Below are 23,223 nucleotides of genomic sequence, written 5' to 3'. Positions count from 1 at the left end.
GAAGGAGTTCCCATGTCACTCGACGTACCCGCCGCCCTGCTTTCGCGGGCTGCCACCGGTGAGATCGACGACGCCGAGTTCGTCGACTGCGTACGCCACTCGCTGCCGTACGCCTGGGCGGTGGTGTCCGACGTGGCCGCCCGCGCGGCGACCGGCACCGCCCAGTTCGCCGACCACGCGGTGCCGCCGCCCGGCGAGGCCGAGCGCGGCCAGTTGCTGCGGGCGCTGGCCAGCGACGCGATCCGTGGCGGCCTGGAGCGCCACTTCGGGGTGAAACTGGCGTTCCAGAACTGCCACCGGGTGGCCGCGTTCCCGCTCGCCGCGGTCGGCGGGGACACGTACCGGAGGTTCGTCTCGCCGGAGGCCCAGATCCGCAACCAGTCGCCGGAGTTGCGCGACTGCTGACCGCGCGGCCGTCCGCGAACGTCGCCGGGGTGGCGTTCGCGGACGGCGGCCGGCGCTGCCACACAACGGCGCTGATAAATGTGTGACGGTCCGCTATGTCATCTTTATGACATCGGCCCGTAACTTCTCGGCAATCGGGAGTGACTCAACCCACAGTCGATCGCCAGGAGGCCGCCGTGCGTCGTCCCGCCACCGTGCCACCCCACCGGCTCGCCCGCGCCCTCGCCGTCGCGCTGATCGCCGCCGCGACCGTGCTCGCCGTGGCGACGCCGGCCCGGGCCGCCACCCTCACCCAGATCACCGGGTTCGGCTCCAACCCCGGCAACCTGTCCATGTACGCCTACCGGCCCGACGGCCTGCCCGCCGGCGCCCCGCTCGTCGTCGCGCTGCACGGCTGCACCCAGAACGCCGCCGCCTACCACGCCAACTCCGGCTGGCAGAAGTACGCCGACCAGTGGGGCTTCGCCGTCGTCTATCCACAGACCAGCTCGGCCAACGCCGCCAACGCCTGCTTCAACTGGTTCCTGGCCGGCGACACCGCCCGCGGCCAGGGCGAACCCCTGTCGATCAAGCAGATGGTCGACCACGCGGTCGGCACCTTCGGCAGCGACCCGGCCCGCGTCCACGTCACCGGGCTGTCCGCCGGTGGCGCGATGGCCGCCGCGATGCTCGCCACCTATCCCGACATCTTCGCGGCCGGCTCCGTCGTCGCCGGCATCCCGTACCGCTGCGCGACCTCCCAGGTCAACGCATACACCTGCATGTACACCGCGGTCAGCAAGACCCCGCAACAGTGGGGCGACCTGGTCCGCGCCGGACACCCGGGCCACACCGGCGCCCGCCCGCGGGTGGCGATCTGGCACGGCCAGTCCGACGCCGTCGTCGTACCGGCCAACGGCAACGCGCTGCGCGACCAGTTCACCAACGTGCTCGGCGTACCGCAGACCCCGACCAGCACGGCCACGCTGCCCGCCGGCACCACCCTGGAGACGTACGGCGCCGACCAGGTGCGCCTCTACAGGGTCGCCGGCATGGGGCACGGCACCCCGGTCGACCCGGGCACCGGCGCCGAGCAGTGCGGCACCGCGGCGGCCTACTTCCTCGACACGATCTGCTCGGCGTACCGGGACGCGCTCTTCTTCGGCCTCGACGGCGGCGGCGGACCCGGCGGACCCGGCAACCCCGGCGCCCCGGCCGCGCCGACCGGACTCGCGGTGGCCGGCACCACCACCGCCTCGGTCTCGCTGCGTTGGACCGCGGTCGCCGGAGCCACCGGCTACCACGTCTACCGGGGCGGCACCCGGGTGACGGCGAACCCGGTCCCGGGCCCCACCCACGTCGACTCCGGCCTGGCGGCCGCCACCACCTACACGTACGCGGTCAGCGCGGTCGGTGCCGGTGGCGAGGGCGCCCGCTCCGCGACGGTGTCGGCCACGACCGGCGGCACGGCTCCGGTCTGCGTCACCGCCAGCAACTACGCGCACGTCCAAGCCGGCCGTGCCTACCATTCCGGCGGGTACGCGTACGCCCTCGGCTCCGCCCAGCGGATGGGCCTCTACAACACCTTCCACACCACAGCCCTGAAGCAGACCGCCCCCAGACCTGGGTAATCGGCTGCTGACCCCATGATCCGCGTGATCAGGGACCAAATCGCGCGTGTCGTCGGCGCGGCGCGGTCAATCTCCCCTGATCACGCGGATCATGGCTCGGGGAATGCGGCCCGCATCGCCTCGGGCAGCGTCCGATGGCGGAACTCGAAGCCGGCGCCGGACAGCACCCCCGGCAACACCCGGGCACTGCTCAGCGCCTCGATCGCGAACTCGCCGAGCACGATCCGCAGCCCGAACGCGGGAATCGGCAGAATCGCCGGCCGGTGCAGTTGGGCGGCGAAGACGTCGGTGAACTCCGCATTGGTCACCGGTGCCGGGCCGACCAGGTTGACCGGGCCAGCGAGATCGTCCCGGTCGAGCAGGAACGAGACCGCCCACAGCCAGTCGTGGAGCGAGATCCACGGCACCCACTGCCGGCCGCTGCCGAACCGGCCCCCGATGCCCGCCTTGAACGGCAGCAACTGCGGCTGGATGAAACCACCGTCGCGGTGCAGCGGATAGCCGGTACGCAGCCGGACCACCCGTACCCCGGCATTCTCCGCCGGGCCGGTGGCCGCCTCCCAGACCCGGCACACGTCGGCCAGGTAGCCCTCGCCGGCCGGCGCGTCCTCCTCGACCCGCTCGTCGCCGGTGTCGCCGTACCAGCCGACCGCCGAGGAGTTGAGCAGCACCCTCGGGCGGTCGGCGGCCGGCAGGGCGGCGACCGCCCGGGCCAACGTCGAGGTGGTGTCGACCCGGCTGGACCGGATCAGCGACTTGTACGCGTCGGTCCAGCGCCGGTCACCGACGCCGGCGCCGGCCAGGTTGACCACCGCGTCGACACCGGCGAGTACGGCCCGGTCGAGCTCCCCGGCTGACGGGTTCCAGCGGACCTCGCCCGGTCCGCGCGGCTCCCGGCGGACGAGCCGGAGCATCTCGTGCCCCTCGTCGGTGAGGTGCGCGACCAGCCGGCTGCCCAGGAAGCCGGACGAGCCGGCGATCAGAATCCGCATACGCCCATCTTTGCGGAAACCCAAGATCCGCGTGATCAGGGAGTACGTCGAGCGTGTCATCGGCGCGTCGTGCCCGTGTCTCCCTGATCACCGAGATCTTGGGAGTGTGTCGTGCGCCGACAGGTGGTGAGGTGTGCGGGGGGTGGTGTGGGGCCGGGGTGCTACGGGAGTCAGGGGCAAGCCAGGACGGTGGGCCGGCCTGAAGACCCCGTCGCGAGGGCCGGAGCCGCTACGGGCCTACCGCCGCCGGGGACGGCTGCTCTGCGTGCCGACCGACCACCGGCGTTTCCGTGGTCTTCGCGGGTGGCGATCTGGGAGCAGGGGGGACTGGTGAAGTCCACAGCGGATTCGATGTGGATACGCCGAACTCGCTGTGGACCACGACAGCGGCATCCCGCCCACCGGCGCCGAACCCGGCTGTCGGCATCCGCCCGGCATCGAGCCGCCTGTTGGCCCACGTCGGGCAATGAGCCGCCTGTTGGCCTCGTCCGGCGATGAGCCGCCTGTTGGCCCCGTCCGGCGATGAGCCGCCTGTTGGGGCTCCAGCCCGGGCTTGAGCCGGCTGTTTGCATCCCGCCCGGAGCCGAGCCGGCGACCGGCGTTGATCGTCTGCTGCTCAGGCATCCGACACGCCGTGCCGGGAGTGCCTGAGCAGCAGGCGATCACCACGCCGTCCCGTCGCCGGAGGGTGCCGCCAGCCCAGGCGGCCCCACCCCACCCCACCCCGCCCACCCCACCCCACCCCGCCACAAGATCCGCGTGATCAGGGAGTTTGCACTCCGGCACGCCGACGACACGCTCGACGTACTCCCTGATCACGCGGATCTTGGCGGGAAAGCGGCGGGGCGGGCCAGCAATGCTGGCCCGCCCCGGCTGGTCAGGACCCTCAGGCCAGGCCCAGCTCCGACTCGAAGTTGCCGGCCTCCAGGCGCTCCTTGATCGCGCTGAGGAAGCGGGCCGCGTCCGCGCCGTCGACCAGACGGTGGTCGTACGACAGCGCCAGGTAGATCATCGAGCGCGGCACGATCAGCTCGCCCAGGTCGGGGTCGTCGACCACGACCGCCCGCTTCACGACCGCGCCGGTGCCGAGGATGGCGGCCTGCGGCGACGGCACGATCGGGGTGTCGAACAGGGCGCCCCGGCTGCCGGTGTTGGTCAGCGTGAAGGTGGCGCCGGAGAGCTCGTCCGGGCCGATCTTGTTGCTGCGGGTGCGCTCGGCGACGTCGGCGACCCGACGCGCCAGGCCGGCCAGGTTGAGGTCACCGGCGTCGCGGATGACCGGAACCAGCAGACCCTTCTCCGTGTCGACCGCGATGCCCAGGTGCTCGCCGTCCGGGTAGGTGATGGTCCCGGCGTCGAGGTCGAGCTGCGCGTTGACCACCGGGTACGTCCGCAGCGCCTCGATCGCGGCCAGGGCGAAGAACGGCAGGAAGGACAGCTTGACGCCGTTCTTCTGCTGGAAGTCGTTCTTGGCCTGCTGACGCAGCTTGGCGATCTTGGTCACGTCGACCTCGACCACCGTGGTGAGCTGCGCCGACGTCTGCAACGACTCGAACATCCGCTTGGCGATCACCGCACGGGTCCGGGTGATCTTCTCCGTACGGCCGCGCAGCGGGCTCGGCTCGGCCTTCGGCGCCGGCTTGGCGGCAGCGGCGGCCGGCTTGGCCGCGGCGGGAGCCGGCTGTGCGGCGGCCGCCTTGGCCTTCTCGGCCGCGTCGAGCACGTCCTGCTTGCGGATCCGGCCACCGACCCCGGTGCCGGACAGCGACGCCAGGTCGACGCCGTGCTCGGCGGCGAGCTTGCGGACCAGCGGGGTGACGTAGCCACCCTCGGCGGCACCGTTGGCCTGCGCGGGCGCCGCAGCGGCCGGGGCCGCCGGAGCCGGGGCGGCCGGCTTCGGGGCGGCCGGCTTCGGCGCCGCGGGCTGGGCGGCCTGCTCGGCCTTGGCCGGCTCCGCGGCCTTCTCCGCCTCGGGAGCCGGCGAGGCGTACGACGCGCCCGCGGTCGGCTCCTCCGGCTGCGCGGCCGGGGCGCCACCGGACGGTTCGCCGCCGGACGGCGCGGCGCCGGCCGCGCCGATCACGGCCAGCTCGGCACCGACGTCGGCCGTCTCGTCCTGCGGAACCTTGATCTCCAGCAGCGTGCCCGCCGCCGGCGACGGGATCTCGGTGTCGACCTTGTCGGTCGAGACCTCGAGCAGCGGCTCGTCGGCCTCGACCTGCTCGCCGACCTCCTTCAGCCAGCGGGTGACGGTGCCCTCGGTGACGCTCTCGCCGAGCGCCGGCATCCGGACGACCGTGGTCTCCCCGCCGGCCTGCGCGGCCGGCTTCTCCTCGGCGGCCGGCGCGGGCGCCGCGGCCGGCTCCTCCGCCTCGGCCGACGGCTGCGCCGCGGCCGGCTCCTCGGCCGGCGGCTGCTCGGCGGGCTGCTCCGCGGCCGGCTGCTCCGCGCCGCCGCCGCTCTCGCCGGCCTCGTCCTCGCCGGCGATCACCGCGAGTTCGCTGCCGACCTCGGCGGTCTCGTCCTCGCTCACCACGATCCGGCTGAGCACACCCGCCGCGGGGGACGGGATCTCGGTGTCGACCTTGTCGGTCGAGACCTCAAGCAGCGGCTCGTCGACCTCGACCCGGTCGCCCTCCTGCTTGAGCCAGCGGGTGACGGTGCCTTCGGTGACGCTCTCTCCCAGCCGGGGCATGGTGACCGATACCGGCATCTCTCAAGACTCCTTTTGTGGCCTGGTGCGAAGGTCGCCCGGCCTGGCTGGCCGGGCGCGGGAAAAACGATGGTCAGGCGTGCGCGTGCAGGGGCTTGCCGGCCAGCGCGAGGTGTGCCTCGCCGAGCGCCTCACCCTGGGTGGGGTGGGCGTGCACGAGCTGTGCCACCTCGGCCGGGTAGGCCTCCCAGTTGAAGATGAGCTGGGCCTCACCGATCAGCTCCCCGACCCGGGCGCCCACCATGTGTACGCCGACGACCGGGCCGTCCTCGACCCGCACGAGCTTGACGAAGCCCGTGGTCTTGAGGATCTGGCTCTTGCCGTTGCCGCCGAGGTTGTAGTTGTAGGTCTTGACCTTGTCGGCGCCGTACTTCTCCTTGGCCTTGGCCTCGGTGAGGCCGACCGACGCCAGCTCCGGGTCGGAGTAGGTGACCCGGGGGATGCCGTTCTCGTCGATGACCGCCGGGTTCCGGCCGGCGATCTCCTCGGCGACGAAGATGCCCTGCTGGAAACCGCGGTGGGCGAGCTGGAGGCCGGGCACGATGTCGCCGACGGCGAAGATGTTGCCGACCCCGGTGCGCAGCCGCTCGTCGGTCAGCACGAACCCGCGGTCGAGGCGGACGCCCTGCTCCTCGTAGCCGAGGTTCGCGGTCGTCGGGCCACGGCCGACCGCGACCAGCAGCAGCTCGGCCTCGAGGACCTCGCCACCGGCGATGGTCACCTTGACCCCGCTGTCGGTGTGCTCGACCTTCTCGAACGGCTTGCCGACCTTGAAGGCGATGCCGCGCTTGCGGAACGCCCGCTCCAGCGCCTTCGACGACTCCTCGTCCTCGGCCGCCACCAGCCGGGGCAGCGCCTCGACGACGGTCACGTCGACGCCGAACGACTTCCACGCGCTGGCGAACTCGACGCCGATGACGCCGCCGCCCAGCACGATCGCCGACGCCGGAACCCGGTCGAGTTCGAGGGCGTGCTCGCTGGTGATCACCCGCTGGCCGTCGACCTCCAGGCCGGGGATCGTCCGCGAGTAGGAGCCGGTGGCCAGGATGACGTTGCGGCCGGTGTAGCGCTTCCCGTCGACCTCGACGGTGTCCGGGCCGACCAGCCGGCCCGCGCCGTTGACCACGGTGATGTTCTTGGACCCGCCGATCAGGCCGGTCAGGCCCTTGAAGAGCCGGGAGACGACGCCGTTCTTGTAGGCGTTGACGCCGGCCATGTCGACCCCGATCAGCTCCGCCTTGACGCCGAACTGCTCGGACTCGCGGGTCTGGTCGGCGACCTCACCGGCGTGCAGGAGGGCCTTGGTCGGGATGCAGCCACGGTGCAGGCAGGTGCCGCCGAGCTTGTCCTTCTCGATCAGCGCGACCGTCAGGTCCAGCTGCGCGGCCCGCAGTGCGGCCGCGTAACCGCCGCTGCCGCCGCCGAGAATGACGACGTCGAAGGTTCCGCCGTTCGGCTCACTCACAATTTACTCCCAGGTCGCGTCGCTGCTACGAGGGTCATCCGATGTAAACGGGCAGACTCGCCTCGGTCATCTTGTCACCTGCGCTGGCAGGTCGGGTAACGAGGTGCCCAACGACACGTCGCCGGGACGTACGCTTGCCCGTGTCGTCACGCACGGCCGAAGTGAACCACACGACGGCCGTTCGTCGAGTGACGTACGCGACAGCCCCTGGGGAGGAGAGGTCGGGTGGCCTGGTTTCGGCGCAAGCGATCCAGCGGCGGCACGGGGGACCGGCCGACAGCCCGCGAGGACGTCGGCCACCTGGAGGAGTTCGTCCGGTCACGGCGGGGCGTCGAGGCGTTCATCGAACCCCGTACGGTGATGACCGAGACGACCGTGATGTTGATCGCGTACGACGGTGAGTGGACCCGGCGGCGGATCGAGAGTCCGGAGGCCGCCCGCCGGCTCGCCCACAAGCTGGCGATCCCGATCTACGACGTCCGCCTGGTCGGCTACCCGCAGCGGATGCGTGACTTCAACGAGCGCCGCAAGCGCCGTCCCGACGGCTGACCCGGAGACTGTCCGGCCCCGCCGTCGGCGAGGACGACGGGGCCGGGCGGTACGTGTCAGCCGTTCGCCGCGATGTCGTCGATCAGTTCGAGCAGGGTACGCACCGGCACACCGGTCCCGCCCTTGGTCCAGTAGCCGGTCGGCTCGCCCGCGTGGTAGGACGGCCCCGCGATGTCGATGTGCGCCCACGACACCTCGTCGGTCACGAACTCGCGCAGGAACACGCCGCCCTGCAACATGTGACCGGCCCGGTCCATCCCCGCGTTGACCTGCGAGATGTCCGCCACGTCGGAGTCCATGCCCTTGCGTACGTCGTCCGGCAGCGGCATCGGCCACGCCGGCTCGCCGACCGCGTCGCCGGCGGTCCGGACCCGCTCGCACAGCTCCGGGGTGCCCATCACGCCGGAGACCCGCTTGCCCAGCGCCACGACCTGGCCGCCGGTCAGCGTCGACGCCTCCAGCAGATAGTCGGCGCCGTCCTCGCACGCCCGGGCCATCGCGTCGCCGAGCACCATCCGCCCCTCGGCGTCGGTGTTGAGCACCTCGACCCGCTTGCCGTTGTACATCGTGACCACGTCGCCCGGCCGGTAGGCGGTGCCGGACGGCATGTTCTCCGCCATCGGCAGGTAGGCGGTCACCGCCACCGCCGGGCGCAGCGCCGCCACGGCCAGCATCGTCGCGGCCACCGCCGCCGCACCGGCCATGTCGGACTTCATCTCCCACATGCCCTGCGCCGGCTTGATGGAGACACCGCCGGTGTCGAAGGTGATGCCCTTGCCGACCAGTGCCACCCGCCGGGCCGCCCCGGCCTCCGGCGCCACGTCCGGCACGTACGACAGCTTCACCAGCCGCGGCGGCGCCTCGGAGCCCTGCCCGACCGCGACGATCCCGCCGTACCCGCCGTCGGCCAGCGCCCGCTCGTCGAGCACCTCGACGGTCAGCCCGGCCGCGCCGGCGGCGGCGGCGACCTCGTCGGCGAACGCCGGCGGCCGCAGCTCGTTGGGCGCGGTGTTGACCCAGTCGCGGCTGCGCGCCACCGCGGCGGTCACCGCACGGGCCCGGGCCACCTCGCCCTCCGCCACCCCGTCGGCGGCGTCCGGCACGTGCACGAGCACCGACCCGACCGGCTCCCGCCGGCCCGGCTGCGGCTTGGTCTTGTAGCCGGCGAAGCGGTAGCCGCCGAGCAGCGCGCCCTCCGCCACCGCCCGCAGCGCGGACGGGGCGTCCTCGTCGTCGGGCAGCGGCAGCGCCAGCGCCACCGTGCCCGCGCCGGCCAGGGCCCGTACGGCCGCACCGGCGGCGCGCCGCAGCGTCTCCGGCGCCGGCGCCGCGCCGCTCGGCTCCGGGCCGAGCCCGACGGCCGCGACCAGCGGAGCGGTCACTGTGCCCAGGGTGGCCAGCTTGGTCACCTCACCCGGCGCACCGGTCGCCCCCAGCAACGCCAGGGTCTCGGTGAGCCGGCCGTCGAACGCCACGGCGATGCTCTCCGCGCCGGTGGCGAGCAGCAGCGTGCCGGCCGGACCGTCCTCCGGCTCGGTCCGGCTGTGCAGGCCGATGACGATCGCGTCGACGGCGAGCTCGGCGGGATCCGTGTCGACCAGGCTGAGGGTGGTGCTGTTGGGCGATGTCACTCGGCGTCTCCGGCGGCCTGGCCGCCCGCATCGTGTGCGGTGCGGCGATGAACGTCTCCGGCGCAACCTACCCGTCTCCCGCCGGTCATGTCCCGGTACCCGTACGTCCGATCGTGGACGCATCACCGCGGTCCAGGTCAGCGGTGCGCCGCCCACGGGACGGGCACCGCGCCCCCGCCGGGCGCCGGGTAGGTTGCCCACCATGACCGACGACTCGACCGGCGCCACCACCCCCGGCGCCCCGCCGCGCCGCTCACCCCTGCACGACCGGCACACCGCGCTCGGTGCCAGGTTCGCCGCCTTCGGCGGCTGGGAGATGCCCCTGGAGTACGCCGGCGGCGGCGTCCTCAAGGAACACGCGGCCGTACGGGAGGCGGTCGGGGTCTTCGACGTGTCGCACCTGGGCAAGGCACGGATCGCCGGGCCGGGTGCGGCCGACTTCGTCGACGCCAGCCTGACCAACGACCTGCGCCGGATCGGGCCGGGCCAGGCGCAGTACACGTTGTGCTGCGACGCGGCGACCGGTGGCGTGGTCGACGACATCATCGCCTACCTGCACGCCGACGACCACGTCTTCCTCGTCCCGAACGCGGCCAACACCGCCGAGGTGGTCCGCCGGCTGCGGGCCGCCGCCCCGCCGGCGCTGACCGTCACCGACGAGCACCTCGACCACGCGGTCCTCGCCGTCCAGGGGCCGAGGTCGGCCGACGTGCTGGCCGCCCTCGACCTGCCGACCGGGCACGACTACATGAGCTTCGCGCCGGCGACGCTGGGCGGGGCGGACCTCACCGTGTGCCGTACCGGCTACACCGGCGAGCACGGCTACGAACTGGTGGTGCCGGCCGGTGCCGCGGTCGCGGTGTGGGACGCGTTGTTCGCCGCCGGCGCGTCGTACGGCATCCGGGCCTGCGGCCTCGGCGCCCGCGACACCCTGCGGACCGAGATGGGGTATCCGCTGCACGGCCAGGACCTGTCGCCGTCGATCACGCCGGTGCAGGCCCGGTCGGGCTGGGCGGTCGGCTGGGACAAGCCGGCGTTCTGGGGCCGCGACGCGCTGGTCGCCGAGAAGGCGGCCGGGCCGCGCCGGACGCTGTGGGGCCTGCTCGCGCTCGACCGGGGCATCCCGCGCCCGCACATGGCGGTGTACGCCGGTGACACGGTGGTCGGCGAGGTGACCAGCGGTACGTTCTCGCCGACCCGGCGGGTCGGGATCGGTCTCGCACTGCTCGACACCGCCGCCGGGCTGGCCGAGGGGGACACGGTCGAGGTAGACGTCCGGGGCCGGCGGTCGGCGATGCGGGTGGTCCGCCCGCCGTTCGTCAAGCCGTCGGTCCGCTAGCCGGCCCGCGCCCCTGCGGCGCGGCCCGTCGCGCCCCTCGATCGTCTGCGGCTCAGGCCGTCGACACGCCGGGCAGGGAACGCCTGTGCCGCAGACGATCATGAGTGGGCTGACCCCGCCGGACCCGGTGGAGTCAGCCCAGCACCAGGCCGACGTACGCGACCGTGGTGGTGACCTCCACCGCCGCGCCGAGCACGTCCCCGGTCACCCCGCCGAGCCGGCGTACCGCGTGGGCGACCAGCAGCACCGCGACGGCCACGGCGGCCAGTACGGCGGCCGGCCCCTGCCACGGACGGCCGGGCACCGCGGCGACGGCGGCGAGCGCGACGCCGGCCGTCGCGACGGCCAGCGCCGGCCGGCCGACGGTGCCGGCGACGAGCGCGCCCAGGCCGTTCGGGCGGGCCGCCGGCACGCCCCGACGGCAGGCCCAGGTCACCGCCAGCCGGCCGGTCGCGGTCGCCACGACCACCGCGGCGAGCGCCGCGCCCGGCGACCGCCCGGCCAGGTCCGCCAGCGCGGCGGCCTGCACCAGGAGTACGAGCACCAGCGCGGCGACCCCGAACGGTCCGACGTCCGGCTTCTTCATGATCTCCAGCGCGCCGGCCCGGTCCCGGTACGACCCCAGCCCGTCGACGGTGTCGGCCAGCCCGTCCAGGTGCAGGCCCCGGGTGAGCAGGGCGCCCAGCGCGACCACGACCGCACCGGCGAGCGGGGCCGGGGCGGCGGCCACCGACAGCCCGACCAGGACCCCGCCCAGTACGAGGCCGAGGAGGGCGCCGACGGCCGGTGCCACGGCCATCGCGACGCCGGCGGCGGCCCGGTCGATTCGGCCGGCCGGCACCGGCAGCACCGTGAACGTGGTGACGGCGAGCCGGATACCGGCCCCGAACCGCCGCTCAGCCACCGTGCGCGGGCTCCCCGGCGGTCTCGCCGCGCGTCCGCTCCGCGTCGTGCCGGCCGTTCGCCCGGCCCCCCTGGTCGTCCGGCTGCGGCTCGGGGCGGTCGGCGGGGGCCGCCGGGCCCGGCCCGGCCGGCTCCGGCTCGACGAACTCCCGCTCGTCGAACTCCCGCTCGACGGTGTCTCCCCGCTCGCTGCCGTCCTCCAGCGGCGGGCCGGAGACCTCGACGGGTTCGCCCTCGTCGGCGGGGGCCGGTCGGGCGGCACCGGCCGGCGCGAAGGTCCCGGCGTCGGCCCCCGGGCGCGGCGGCAGCGTGCCGCCGAGGCCGAGCGCGGAACGCAGCAGCGGGAGCGCGGCCAGCGCGTTCGCGCCCTCGCCGAGGTCGAGCCGCAGGTCGAGCAGCGGGGTGAGACCGAGTACGTCGGCGGCGAGCCGGACCGCCGGGTGCCGGCCGTGGTCGGGCAGCAGGCACCAGTGCCGGGCCTGGCCGGCCAGGTCCCGGCTGATCAGCGCCGCCGCGACCCCGACCGGACCGTCGAGGATCACCGGGGTACGCCGGGCCGTGGCGCCGAGCAGCACCCCGGTGGCGATCGCGATGTCGCCGCCGCCGACGTCGGCGAGCACGTCCCTGGCGCCCCGGGATCCGCCGCGGATGCGGCGCAGCGCGTCGCGTACGGCCGCGCACCGCGCCATCCAGGCGTCGTCGTCGATCCGGCCGCCGGCGGTGACCACGCGCGGGAGCACGGCCGCCGGTTCGGCGCCGGTGGTGACCGCCAGCACCGCCGCCGCGGCCGCCTCCGTGCCGGTCCCGCACGAGCCGAGTACGAGCACGTCGACGCCGGCGTCGACGGCCTCCTCGGCGAGCCGCCAGCCGTACCGCAGGGCGGTGTCGACCGCGTCGGCCGGCAGCGCCGGTCCGTCCTCGATCGGCGCGGCGGCGGGCGCCTCCACCACCTGCAGGCCGGCCCCGAGTCCGGCGGCCAGCCCGGCGAGCGCGCCGGCGCCGGCCCGCGCCTGGTCGGCGCGGCGCCGCGACTCGTCCGGCCGTACGCCGGCGGCGCTGCCCCCGGCGTGGTCGCCGTGCAGGAGCAGCACGCGCACCGACTGCCAGGGCCGGGGTACGGCGACGCCCTGGGTGGCGGCGGCGAACCTGACGACCTGTTCGAGGTCGCCGAGGCCGGTGCCGGGCAGGTCGAGTTCGGCGAGCCGGTCGAGTGCCTGCGGGCCGGCGTACTCGTCGGGCATCGGCAGTTCCATGCCGGGCTGGATGACCAGTCCGGTCGAGACCATCGGCAGGGTCATCGTGGGCGCGGTCAACGCGTTGCCGGCCGGCGCGGGGGCGGGCCCGGCCGGCGGGGCGGCCGGCGTCAGCACGGCGGGGGAGACCGCCGGCAGCGCCGGGGCGGCGTCGACCGGCGCCTTGCCGAGGGGGACACCGCCCGTGGCGGCCGACCCGGCACCGGGCGCGGCCGGGCCGGTGCCGCCGGCGGCCGGACCGACGGGCGCGGCAGCGGCGGTCGGCGGCGCCGCGGGCGTCTTCAGCCAGGTCGGCTGGCCCGCGACGACCAGCGCCACCGCGTCGCTGACCGCCGCGACGGCCTGGTTGGTCGAACCGAGCGCGTCGGCGAACGCCCGCCCGATCGGGTTCGTCGGCACCAGCGACAGCCCCACCTCGGGGCTCACCAGCACCAGCCGGGCCGCGCAGTCGCGTACCGCGACCGCCAGCTCGTCGATCGTCGCCCGGTCGTCGGCCGGCTGGTGGACCGGGTCCAGCAGCACCGTCACCCAGCCACCCAGGTCGTCGACGAGCAGCGTCTCCCCGGCCAGCGCGGTGCCGAGCAGCCGGGCCAGCTCGGACGGGTCGGCGACGGCCTCCTCGGTCGTCCACGACCGGGGCCGCCGCTCGTGGTGCGCCCGGATCCGGGCGGTCCACTCCGGGTCGTCGCGCACCTCGGGCGCCGTGGCCACATACCGGACACCCGGCGCGTCGGCAACCAGGGATTCGGCGAACTCGGACTTGCCGGACCGGATCCCGCCGAGTACGAGAACCGTGTGCAACCCGTCAACGGACATGCCCCGTACCTTAAGGCCGGACCCTGGGCAGGTGATCCCCGGACCGGCGGGCGTGGCCGGTGCGGGGCGTGGCGATGCTGCCCGGGCCGACCGACGTACCCGCCGACTAGGCTTGCTGGGTCCGTCCGGGACGGACGCGCATCGGCGAGGGGAGACACGAGATGCCGTGGAGCTGGCGGTACGAGGGCACGGACGGCCAGCCGGCGGACGGGCCGGCCGAGACGTTCGGCAGCCAGGCCGACGCCGAGTCGTGGATCGGCCAGACCTGGTCCGAGCTCGCCGCGGGCGGCGTCACCTCGGTCACGCTCACCGAGGACGACCGGGTCGAATACCGGATGAGCCTGCACCCGGCCGCCGAGTAGCCGCGGTGAGCCACGACCAGCCGGGTCGCGCGGGCTTCGTGCTCGGCGTGCCACGGGAGGCGTTCCGGCCCAGCCCGATCTTCCTGGCGCTGGTGGCGCTCTTCGTCACCAGCGGGGTGCTGGCCTGGAACGGGTTCGGCAACGTACGGCTCGACGTCTTCCTCTTCGTCGTGTCCGGCTGGCTGGTCTCGCTCTGCCTGCACGAGTACGCGCACGCGATCGTCGCCTTCCGGGCCGGCGACACCAACGTCGCGCACCGCGGCTACCTGACCCTGAACCCGCTGAAATACAGCCATCCGGTGCTGTCCATAGTGCTGCCGGTCGTGGTCGTGCTGCTCGGCGGCATCGGCCTGCCCGGCGGTGCCGTCTGGGTCGACCGGCACCGCATCCCCGGCCGGCTGAAGCACAGCCTGGTCAGCCTCGCCGGGCCGGCGACCAACGTCGTCTTCGCGCTCGCGCTGGTCGTACCCTTCGCCGTCGGTGTCGACGTCGGTGCCCGGCTGGAGTTCTGGGCGGGCGTGGCGCTGCTGGCGTTCCTCCAGCTCACCGCGAGCGTGCTCAACCTGATGCCGGTGCCCGGCCTCGACGGCGGCAACATCATCCAGCCGTGGCTGTCGCCGAAGTGGCGGCGCGGCTACGACATCATGGCGCCGTTCGGATTCCTGCTGCTGTTCGGTCTGCTGTGGAACCCGACGGTCAACAGTTGGTTCTTCGGCGGCGTCTTCGCCGTCGGCGACCTGATCGGCCTGCCCCAGGCGCTCTACGCCGAGGGGCTGCGCCTGATCCGGTTCTGGTCCTGACGCCCTGACCGTCGCGGTCCGGGCGGATCCGGGTCCGGTGCGGGCACCCCGGACGGGTGCCCGCACCGGCTCGCCGTCAGGGACGCCGCGCCGGGCTGGTGGTCAGCGCCGGGTCGCGCTCGACGATCGAACCGAGGACATCGTCGATCGCCTTCAGCAGGTCGGCGTCGAGCTTGACCCCGGCCGCCTTCACGTTGTCCACCACCTGCTCGGGCCGCGACGCCCCGATGATGGCCGACGACACGTTCGGGTTCTGCAGCACCCAGGCGACGGCGAGCTGGGCCATGCTCAGTCCGGCCTCGTCGGCCAGTGGCCGCAGCCGCTGCACCGTCGTCAACACCTCGTCGGTCATGAACCGGGCGATGAAACCGGACCCGGACTTCTCGTCGGTGGCCCGTGAACCGGCCGGCGGCGGCTGGCCCGGCTGGTATTTGCCGGTCAGCACGCCCTGCGCGATCGGCGACCAGACGATCTGCCCGACGCCCAGTTCCTCGCTGGTCGGGACCACCTCGGCCTCGATGACCCGCCACAGCATCGAGTACTGCGGCTGGCTGGAAACCAGGTGGATCTTCAGCTCGCGGGCCAGCGCGTGGCCCGCGCGGATCTGGTCGGCGGTCCACTCCGAGACGCCGATGTAGTGCGCCTTGCCGGAGTGGACGACGTCGGCGAACGCCTCCATCGTCTCCTCGAGCGGCGTCGAGTGGTCGTAGCGGTGCGCCTGGTAGAGGTCGACGTGGTCGGTCTCCAGCCGGCGCAGCGAGCCGTTGATCGATTCCATGATGTGCTTGCGGGACAGGCCACGGTCGTTGCGGCCCGGTCCGGTCGGCCAGTAGACCTTCGTGAAGATCTCCAGGCCCTCCCGGCGCTCGCCGCGCAGCGCCCGGCCCAGCACCGCCTCGGCGCGGGTGCCGGCGTAGACGTCGGCGGTGTCGAAGGTGGTGATGCCGGCGTCGAGGGCGGCCCGCACACAGGCCAGCGCGGCTTCCTCCTCGACCTGCGAGCCGTGGGTGATCCAGTTGCCGTACGAGATCTCGCTGACCAGCATGCCGGAGCGACCAAGGTGTCGGAATTCCATGCCCCGACCCTAGTCCCTGCTCAGCGGGGGTCAGAGCACCGGCTTGGTGTCCGCCAGCAGACGGTCGATCTCGTCCATCACGTCGCCGCGACTGCCATGCACCGGATCGATCAGCGGTTCGCCACGCCGGTCCAGCGCCCCCCACCGGCCGTTGCCGCCGGCGACGAGGAACGCCACCGGGTGGATGACCAGCGCCGGATGCGCCGGCGGGACGATCGTCCGCCCGCTCCGGTCGACCACACCCCTGCGCCCGCCCGCGTCGACGATCGCCAGCCCCTCGTCGGTGAACCCGTCGACGTACCGGCCGTCGGTCAGCGCGGTGACGAACGCCGCGTAGCGCGTCGGCACCACCACCCGCCCGGTCCGGTCGACCGCACCCCAACCACCCCGGCGTACGGCGGCGACACCGCGCCGGAACGGCCGTACGTCCTCGAACCCGGCGGCGATCACCACCTCGTTGGCCTTGTCGATCGCGATCCAGCCGCCGGTGCCGTCCCGCGACACCCAGGCCAGCCCGTCGGCGAACGACCCGACGCCGAGATATCCGGCGGACGCGTCGATCAGCGGTGCACCGGACTCGTCGATCAGCTCCCAGGTGTTCGCCTCCGGCCGGCGTACCCAGGCCACCCCGTCCCGGAACGGCTGTACGTCGGCGTAGCTCGGCGCCACCGTCAGCGTGCCGTCCGGATCGGCGTACCCCCACCGCTGGACCTTCTCGCTGAACGTCGGCACCGGCGGCCGGTGCACCTGGAGGATCTCGTCCCGGCCGCGCGGGTACGGCCCCCAGCCCTTCTCGGCGACCCGCGCGAAGACCGCGTCCAGCGCCAGTTCGGTACGCGCCATCAGGTCCGGGTCCTTGACCTTGCGCAGGTCCAGCGCCCGCTCGAAATGGTTGCACGCCTCGATGTAGCGCCCCTGGTCGTAGCAGGACCGACCGGCGTGCTCGTGCATCGTCGCGCGCAGCCGGTCGGGCAGCTCCGACGAGTTGGCCTCCTCGAAGAGCCGGTCGGCCTCGGCGAAGTCGCCGCGCCACTGGTGCACGTGGGCGAGCCGGGCCTGCGCGATCGCGATCCGGCGCAGCTGCCCGGTCGCCTCGGCGTGCCCCAGCGCGAGCCGGCCGTCGGCGAGCGCCTTGCCCAGGTCGCCGAGGATCCGCGAGACGACGGCCCGCAGGCTCAGCAGCCGGGCCCGCGATGCGTTGTCGGTGGCCGTCTCGACCTTCTCGGTCAGCCGGTCCCGGATCGCCCGCATCTCGTCGGGCTCCTCGACCAGCTCGCGCAGCGTCTCGTGGTGGAACCGCCACCGGTACGTCGCGAGCACCTGCTCCGGGTCGGCACCCCGGGCCCCCGCGGAGCGGTCCCGGACGGACGGGTCAGAGTCGGCCGGCTCGGCCCCGGCCGGCTCGGAGTCGGGCGTGACGACCGGCGCCAGCATCGTCGGAGCGCGTAGCGCCGTCGCCGCCCCGGTGGCCGCCGCGGGTACGGGCAGCACCGTGTCCGGGCTGGCCTCGACGGTGTCCGAAGCCGGCGGCCCGGAGGTCGGTCGGTCGGCGGGTGGTCCGGAGACGGGGTGGTCGGCGGCCGGGGCGGGGCGCGGTGCCGGTGCGGCCGGCGACGGTGGTCCGGAGACCGGGGCCCGGTCGGCGACGTCCGGTTCCCGCCGGGGGGCGGGCCGGTCCGCCGCCGGGTCGGACCGGGGCGCCATCGTGTCCGGTGTGGACCCTGCGGAGTCGGCCGCCGGCCGGGTGGGCCGCGGCGGGGTGTCCGCTTCGGCTGGTGGAGGTGCGGGGACCGGCCCTTCCGCGTCGACGTCGTCGGGCTCGACCGGCTCGGTGGTACCCGGTGCCCGTTCGGGGTCGCCGGCCGGCTTGGCACCTGCCGCCGGCTTGGCACCTGCCGCCGGCTTGGCACCTGCCGCCGGCTTGGCACCTGCCGCCGGCTTGGCACCTGCCGCCGGCTTGGCACCTGCCGCCGGCTTGGCACCTGCCGCCGGCTTGGCACCTGCCGCCGGCTTGGCACCTGCCGCCGGCTTGGCACCTGCCGCCGGCTTGGCACCTGCCGCCGGCTCGGGGGCGACGGCCGGCTCGGGGGCGACGGCCGGCCGGTCGCGGTCGGCAACCTGCCCGCTGTCGGCAGCCCGGTCGCTGTCGGCGGGCTGGTCGTCGTCTGCCGCCCGGCCGCTGTCGGCCGGCGCGTGGGTGGCCGTCGGAGCCGTCCCGGCGGGGCGTGCGTCGTCCGGAGGCGCGGCCGGTCCGGCGTCCGCTGCCGGCCCCGCCGATGGCGTGGTGTCCTCCGGCCGGGTGGCGAGGTCCGGTTGTCTGGTTCGGTCCGGTTGTCTGGTGCGGTCGGGCTCGACCGTGGCCGGGCCGCCGTCCACCGGATCGGCGGCCGCCGGCCCGGTGGCGTCGTCCGGCTGTCCGGTGTGGTCGGAGTCGGCCGGCCCGGCTGCCGGCCCGGTGTCACCGTCCACATCGGTCACCCGTCGGGGCCCGCCCGGCGCGCCGGTGTCGTCCGGGCCGGCGGTGTCGTCCGGCTCCCCGGGGCCGTCCGGGCCGGCGGCGTGCCCGGTGCCGCGGCGTGGTGCATCGTCCGGTCGCCGACGCGGCGCCGTGGCATCCGGCCCGTCGACGTGTGCCGGACCGGCGTCGTCCGACGTGGACGGATCCGGGCGCGGTGCGATGCGGTCCGCACCGATTGGTGTCGGGGCCCCGGTCGCCGGGGCGCCGGCCCGCGCGGCGGCATCCGTCGGGCTCCCGGCGGGAGCGTTCGGGAGCGGCGACGGGGTCGGTGCGGATTCCGCGGTGGCGACGGGCGGCGCCGATCCGGGGCGCGGCTGCCCGGTCGGCCGGTCGCCGGGCACGGCGTTGTCGGGCACGGTGTCGTCGGGCACGGTGTCGCCAGGTGCCGTGTCGCCAGGTGCCGTGTCGTCGGGTGCCGTGTCGTCAAGTGCCCTGTCGTCGTCGGCCGCCGTGGTCCCGGCCGGCTCCGCGGCCTTCTCCACCGCGCCGAACCACAGGTTGGCCGACGCGTCGGGCGTACGCGGGGTCGACGTCGGCCGGGTGGCGTCCTCCGTGCCCGGCTGTCCGGCCCGTGTCGCCGGCGTTGGCGGGACATCCGTCGACCGCCCGGCGGGTGCCGGCGGCTGTGCGGTGGCCGGCGGTTGGGTGGCGGTGGCCGGCGGTTGGACCGGCGGCTGGGCGGCCGGGACCGGACCGGGGCCGGGGGGCGCCGACGCGGGAGCCGGCGCCGGCACGAAGTCGATCCTCAGACGTGGGGCAGGGGGGCCGGACACCGGCCCGCGCGGTTCCTCGCCGGACGACCCGGCGCGGCGCACGGGCAGCGTCGGTGGCTCCGGGTCCGTACCGGGGTGTTGGTCACCGGTCGGAACATCGGTGACCCGGTCGGGTCGCGGTCCGGCCTGGCCGGGATCCCGTTCGGAGGCGGGCGGGCGCTGGTCGTCCCATGCCGGTGCCGGCGTGTGCCGGTCGTCGCGGCCGGGCGCCGGCTGGTGCCGGTCGTCGCGCACCGGTGGTGGGGTGCGGCGGTCGTCGGGGCCGGTGGCCGGGGCGCCGGCACGCGGCGGGACAGGGGTGGAGGCGCCGTGGTCGGGCTGGAAGCCGTCCCGGCCGACCGGCCGCCGGACGCGTCGGGGCAGCGAGTCCTCCGGTGCGGCGGGGGACACGGGCCGACCGGCGAGGTCCTCGGCGGCAGGCGGTACCCCGAGGGCGGCGTCGGGCTGCTCCGGCAGCGGAGCCCGGCCGCGCCCGTACGGCTCGTCGTGGGCGGCGGGACGGCCGGTGTCGAAGTGTCCGGCGCCGCGACGCGGGTCGTGGTCCCGGCCCGGGCCGCCGGCCTCCCACGGGTCGGTGTGGGGCCGGTCGGGCCGGTGGGTCGGCGGCCGGCCGGGCTGGCGGTGCTGGTCCGGATGGCTGTCGGGCCGGGAGAGCGGCGGGCGGTAGTGCTCCGGCTCGGCCCGCCGACGGTCGTCGGGCCGGGGCGTGGTGTCGCCGGGCGGTGGTTCGTCCCAGCGTGGCCGGGGCTCCCCGTAGAGGCGGGGACCACCGGCCGGCGGACTGACCGGTCCGGTGGCGTAGGGGTCGCGGTCGCGCGGGTGGCGCGGCTCGGGTTCGGGCGGGCGGGGGCCGGCGCCGCGACCGGCGCGGCCGTCCCATCCGTCGCGCCCACGGCCGTCATGGGGTCCGTCCGACCCGTCGCGTCGCCGGCCGTCATGGGGTCCGTCCCACCCGTCGCGTCGCCGGTCGTCGGGGTGCTGAGGCCCGCGCCATCCGTCGGGGCCGCGGTCGTCGGAGTGCGGTGCCCACCGGCCGTCCGGGCCGGGCCGGTCGGGACCGGGCCGGCCCGGGGCACGCCGGTCCAGGCCGCGCTGATCGGGACCGTACCCGCCGTGTTCCCGATCGCCCGCCGGGTAGGCGTCGCGGTCGCGTCCGGCGCGACCGCGCCCGGGGTCACGGCCGTCGTGGTGCGGGCCGCGCCCGTCGAGCGGGGCCCGGTCCCGGCCGTCAGTCGGTGGCCCGCCGCGGCCGTCGAGCGGGGCCCGGTCGCGCGCGTCGGTGTGCGGCCCGCCGCGTCCGTCGTACTCCCGGCCGACGCCCCGGCCGTCGGTGTGCGGTCCGCCCCGGCGGTCGGCACCACGGCCGTCGCCGGGCCCTCGCGGGGCGTCGTCGACCGGCCACCGGTCGGGCCCCTCCGGGCGGCGCCCGCCGCGGCCGTCAACGAACGGTCGGTCGGGGCGGCCGTCGCGCCGGTCGGGGAAGCTGTCGCGTCGGCCGGGACCGTCGGGTGGGCCGTCGTACCACCGGTCCCGTGGGCCGGGCGCGCCGCCGTGTCCGGGGTCGCCGTCGTACGGGCGGCCGCGGCGATCGCCGTCGTGTCGGCGGCCGCGGGGATCGGTGTCGTGGTGCGGCCCGCGCGGGTCGGGGAAGGCGTCGTCGTACCGCCGGTCCCGTGGGCCGGGCCCGTCGCTCCACCGTCCCCGGCCGTCGGTGAACGGCGCGTCGGGGTACGGCGGGCGCCGCTCGTCGGTGTCCGGACGCCCCGGTCGCGGCGGGTGTGCGCCGTGACCGTCGACGCCGGTCAGGCGGGGCGGGAACGGGCCCGGCGGGGGCGTCGGCCGCTGGCCGGACTGGTAGACGCCGGCGCGACCGGAGGCGGTCGGGCGGCGCCTGGCCGTGGTGCCGTTCCGCAGCGGTCCGGTGTCGCCCGGGTAGCGCTGACCGGGGACCTGCGGCACCCACTCCCCGGTGATCTCGACCATCCAGGCCGGCTCGTTGGGGGATCGGTGGTAGTCGAAGCGGTTGTCGGTCACCGGTCGGTCCCGCCGGTCGCCCGTCGTACGTCGTGGCGGCCGGTCACCGCATCGTCCCGTTTCGCTGGCCGGGCGGGTGTCCGAAGCGCGTGTGGGACCTCGTCGGTGCGTGCGGCGACCGGGGAAAACGGATCCCGTCGCTCGCTCACGGCGATGTCACCTCGTTGCGGAAAATGTGTCGCTGGGCAGCCGCGGGCACCCGTAGAGTCGCCCGGCTCGGTGCAGCGTGGTTGCGGAAGGAGGGTAGCGGCGTGGACTCGGTGACCGCCACTACGCGCGCGGCGCGCCACCCAAACGTTGTCCTAAAGTTACGGACATTTGCCGCCATAAGTGGCGCCGGATTCCGGCGATACTCCACCTACCGACAGGCCACCGTAGCCGGTCTGTTCACCAACACGGTCTTCGGCTTCCTGCGCTGCTACGTGCTCCTGGCCGTCGCCACCGGCACCGGCACCGGCCTCGCCGCCGGCTACACCCGGGAGCAGTTGGCCACCTTCGTCTGGGCCGGGCAGGGCATGCTCGCCGTGATCGGCATCTGGGGCTGGACCGAACTCGCCGACCGGATCCGCACCGGCGACGTCGTGAGCGACCTGCTACGCCCGGTCGATCCGGTCACCAACTATCTCGCCGGCGATCTCGGCCGGGCCGGGTACGCCGTACTGACCCGTTTCGTTCCGCCGGTCCTGACCGGGCCGATCTTCTTCGACGTGCACCTGCCGGCCCGGTGGCAGACGGTGCCGCTGTTCGCCGTGTCGATGCTGCTCGCGGTCGTGATCTGCTTCGGCTGCCGTTTCCTGGTCAACGCCACCGCCTACTGGCTGCACGACGTACGCGGGGTGACCACGTTGTGGACGCTCGGCTCCGGGGTGCTCGCCGGGCTCTACTTCCCGCTGCGGTTCCTGCCGGACTGGTTGTGGGGCACGATCTGGCTCGCGACCCCGCTGCCGAGCGTGATGCAGGCGCCGCTGGACGTACTCGTCGAACGCGATCCGGGGCCGGTCCAACTCGGCATCGTCGGCGTCCAGCTCGGCTGGGCGGCCGTCGTGCTGGCCGGCTGCCGGCTGGTCCAGCGCCGCGCCGAACGCCGCCTGGTGGTGCAGGGTGGCTGAGGCACGCCGGCAAGGTGGTGCAGGGTGGCTGAGGCACGCCGGCAAGGTGGTGCAGGGTGGCTGAAGCCGGTGCCGGGCGGGCCTATCTGGCGCTGCTGCGAGGGCAGGTCCGCGCCCAGGCGTCGTACCGGGTCTCCTTCGTCGTCGACCTGGTCAGCAACGTCGGGGCGACGGTGTTCGACGTACTCTCCGTGCTCGTCCTCTTCCGGGTGACCCGCGACCTGGCCGGCTTCGGGCTGGCCGAGGCGATGGTCATGGTCGGCCTGTCGACCGCCGCGTTCGCCACCGCCGACCTCGCGGTCGGCAACATCGAGCGGGTCAAGCACTACGTCCGTACCGGCCTGTTCGACACCATCCTGGTCCGGCCGCTCGGGTCGCTGCCGCAACTGCTGCTGATGGACCTGCCGCTGCGCAAGGTGTCCCGGGTGCTGTTCGGCGTCGCCGTGCTGGTGGCCGCGCTGGCCGTCGCGGACGTCGACTGGACGCCCGGACGCGTCGCGCTGGCCGTGGTGGCACCGCTGGCCGGGGCGGTGTTCTTCGGCTCGATCTTCGTGATCGGCGCCAGCGTGGCGTTCTGGTGGATCGAGTCCGGCGAGATCGCCAACGCGTTCACCTACGGCGGGCGGGATTTCACGTCGTACCCGGTCACCGTCTACGGCGGATGGTTCCGCCGGCTGTTCGCGTACGGCCTGGGGTTCGCGTTCGTCGCCTACCACCCGGCGCTGGCGCTGCTCGGCCGGGCCGACCCGCTGGGCCTGCCGGCCTGGGTGGGCTGGGCCGCGCCGGGCGTCGCGGTCGTCGCGGCGACGGTCGCCGCCGTGGTGTGGCGGACCGGCGTCCGGCACTACCGGAGTACGGGCTCGTGAGTGGAGACGA

General features: G+C 74.9%; 14 protein-coding genes and 2 pseudogenes. 8 read left to right on the top strand and 8 right to left on the bottom strand.

What is annotated here, in order from left to right; translation table 11 throughout:
* The first annotated feature begins 12 nt into the window (after positions 1-12).
* On the top strand, positions 13-405 hold the full coding sequence (locus Prubr_RS02500) for an SCO5389 family protein (protein WP_212821192.1): 393 nt from the start codon (positions 13-15) through the stop codon (positions 403-405).
* 194 nt (positions 406-599) lie between these two features.
* A pseudogene (locus Prubr_RS02495) lies at positions 600-2,026 on the top strand (extracellular catalytic domain type 1 short-chain-length polyhydroxyalkanoate depolymerase).
* Between the two features lie 78 nt (positions 2,027-2,104).
* Here Prubr_RS02495 and Prubr_RS02490 read toward each other — a convergent pair.
* From Prubr_RS02490 to lpdA, 3 genes are all read right to left on the bottom strand, one after another.
* Complete coding sequence (locus Prubr_RS02490) at positions 2,105-3,007, bottom strand: TIGR01777 family oxidoreductase (protein WP_212821188.1); 903 nt, start codon at positions 3,005-3,007, stop codon at positions 2,105-2,107.
* A gap of 886 nt (positions 3,008-3,893) precedes the next feature.
* Positions 3,894-5,720 (bottom strand): 2-oxoglutarate dehydrogenase, E2 component, dihydrolipoamide succinyltransferase, encoded by a 1,827-nt coding sequence (sucB, locus tag Prubr_RS02485; RefSeq protein WP_212821186.1) that lies wholly within the window; start codon positions 5,718-5,720, stop codon positions 3,894-3,896.
* 73 nt (positions 5,721-5,793) lie between these two features.
* A complete protein-coding gene (gene lpdA, locus Prubr_RS02480) occupies positions 5,794-7,185 on the bottom strand; it encodes a dihydrolipoyl dehydrogenase (protein ID WP_212821184.1) in 1,392 nt (463 codons plus the stop codon).
* 225 nt (positions 7,186-7,410) lie between these two features.
* Between lpdA and Prubr_RS02475 the strand changes: the two genes are divergently transcribed.
* On the top strand, positions 7,411-7,734 hold the full coding sequence (locus Prubr_RS02475) for a hypothetical protein (protein WP_212821182.1): 324 nt from the start codon (positions 7,411-7,413) through the stop codon (positions 7,732-7,734).
* Between the two features lie 56 nt (positions 7,735-7,790).
* Here the strand turns inward: Prubr_RS02475 and Prubr_RS02470 are convergent, their stop codons facing one another.
* A complete protein-coding gene (locus Prubr_RS02470) occupies positions 7,791-9,365 on the bottom strand; it encodes a leucyl aminopeptidase (RefSeq protein WP_212821180.1) in 1,575 nt (524 codons plus the stop codon).
* A gap of 202 nt (positions 9,366-9,567) precedes the next feature.
* Between Prubr_RS02470 and gcvT the strand changes: the two genes are divergently transcribed.
* Positions 9,568-10,704: a glycine cleavage system aminomethyltransferase GcvT gene (gcvT, locus tag Prubr_RS02465; protein ID WP_212821179.1), complete on the top strand. Its 1,137-nt coding sequence runs from the start codon at positions 9,568-9,570 to the stop codon at positions 10,702-10,704.
* Positions 10,705-10,837: 133 nt separating this feature from the next.
* On the opposite strand, the gene cobS is transcribed toward gcvT, so the two are convergent.
* Positions 10,838-11,608 (bottom strand): adenosylcobinamide-GDP ribazoletransferase, encoded by a 771-nt coding sequence (gene cobS, locus Prubr_RS02460; RefSeq protein WP_212821177.1) that lies wholly within the window; start codon positions 11,606-11,608, stop codon positions 10,838-10,840.
* A 52-nt stretch (positions 11,609-11,660) separates the two neighbouring features.
* Positions 11,661-13,676 (bottom strand): annotated as a pseudogene (locus Prubr_RS02455) (bifunctional adenosylcobinamide kinase/adenosylcobinamide-phosphate guanylyltransferase); the annotation flags it as partial.
* A gap of 161 nt (positions 13,677-13,837) precedes the next feature.
* Between Prubr_RS02455 and Prubr_RS02450 the strand changes: the two are divergent.
* Both Prubr_RS02450 and Prubr_RS02445 read left to right on the top strand, forming a co-directional pair.
* The gene (locus Prubr_RS02450; RefSeq protein WP_212821175.1) at positions 13,838-14,038 is read left to right on the top strand and encodes a hypothetical protein; all 201 of its coding nucleotides are present in this window, start codon (positions 13,838-13,840) and stop codon (positions 14,036-14,038) included.
* Between the two features lie 5 nt (positions 14,039-14,043).
* Positions 14,044-14,838, top strand: coding sequence for a site-2 protease family protein (locus Prubr_RS02445; protein WP_212821174.1), 795 nt, complete (start codon positions 14,044-14,046; stop codon positions 14,836-14,838).
* 76 nt (positions 14,839-14,914) lie between these two features.
* Here Prubr_RS02445 and Prubr_RS02440 read toward each other — a convergent pair whose 3' ends face one another.
* Together Prubr_RS02440 and Prubr_RS36600 are read right to left on the bottom strand one after the other, a co-directional pair.
* A complete protein-coding gene (locus Prubr_RS02440; protein ID WP_212821173.1) occupies positions 14,915-15,913 on the bottom strand; it encodes an aldo/keto reductase family protein in 999 nt (332 codons plus the stop codon).
* A 30-nt stretch (positions 15,914-15,943) separates the two neighbouring features.
* On the bottom strand, positions 15,944-21,238 hold the full coding sequence (locus Prubr_RS36600; protein WP_246568234.1) for a WG repeat-containing protein: 5,295 nt from the start codon (positions 21,236-21,238) through the stop codon (positions 15,944-15,946).
* Between the two features lie 251 nt (positions 21,239-21,489).
* Between Prubr_RS36600 and Prubr_RS02430 the strand changes: the two genes are divergently transcribed.
* On the top strand, positions 21,490-22,347 hold the full coding sequence (locus Prubr_RS02430; RefSeq protein WP_425517979.1) for an ABC transporter permease: 858 nt from the start codon (positions 21,490-21,492) through the stop codon (positions 22,345-22,347).
* Positions 22,348-22,403: 56 nt separating this feature from the next.
* Positions 22,404-23,213, top strand: coding sequence for an ABC transporter permease (locus Prubr_RS02425; protein ID WP_212821172.1), 810 nt, complete (start codon positions 22,404-22,406; stop codon positions 23,211-23,213).
* The last annotated feature ends 10 nt before the right edge of the window (positions 23,214-23,223 follow it).

The organism is Polymorphospora rubra (assembly GCF_018324255.1).
GTDB lineage: Bacteria > Actinomycetota > Actinomycetes > Mycobacteriales > Micromonosporaceae > Polymorphospora > Polymorphospora rubra.
This window is presented reverse-complemented; position numbering and strand designations above follow the sequence as displayed.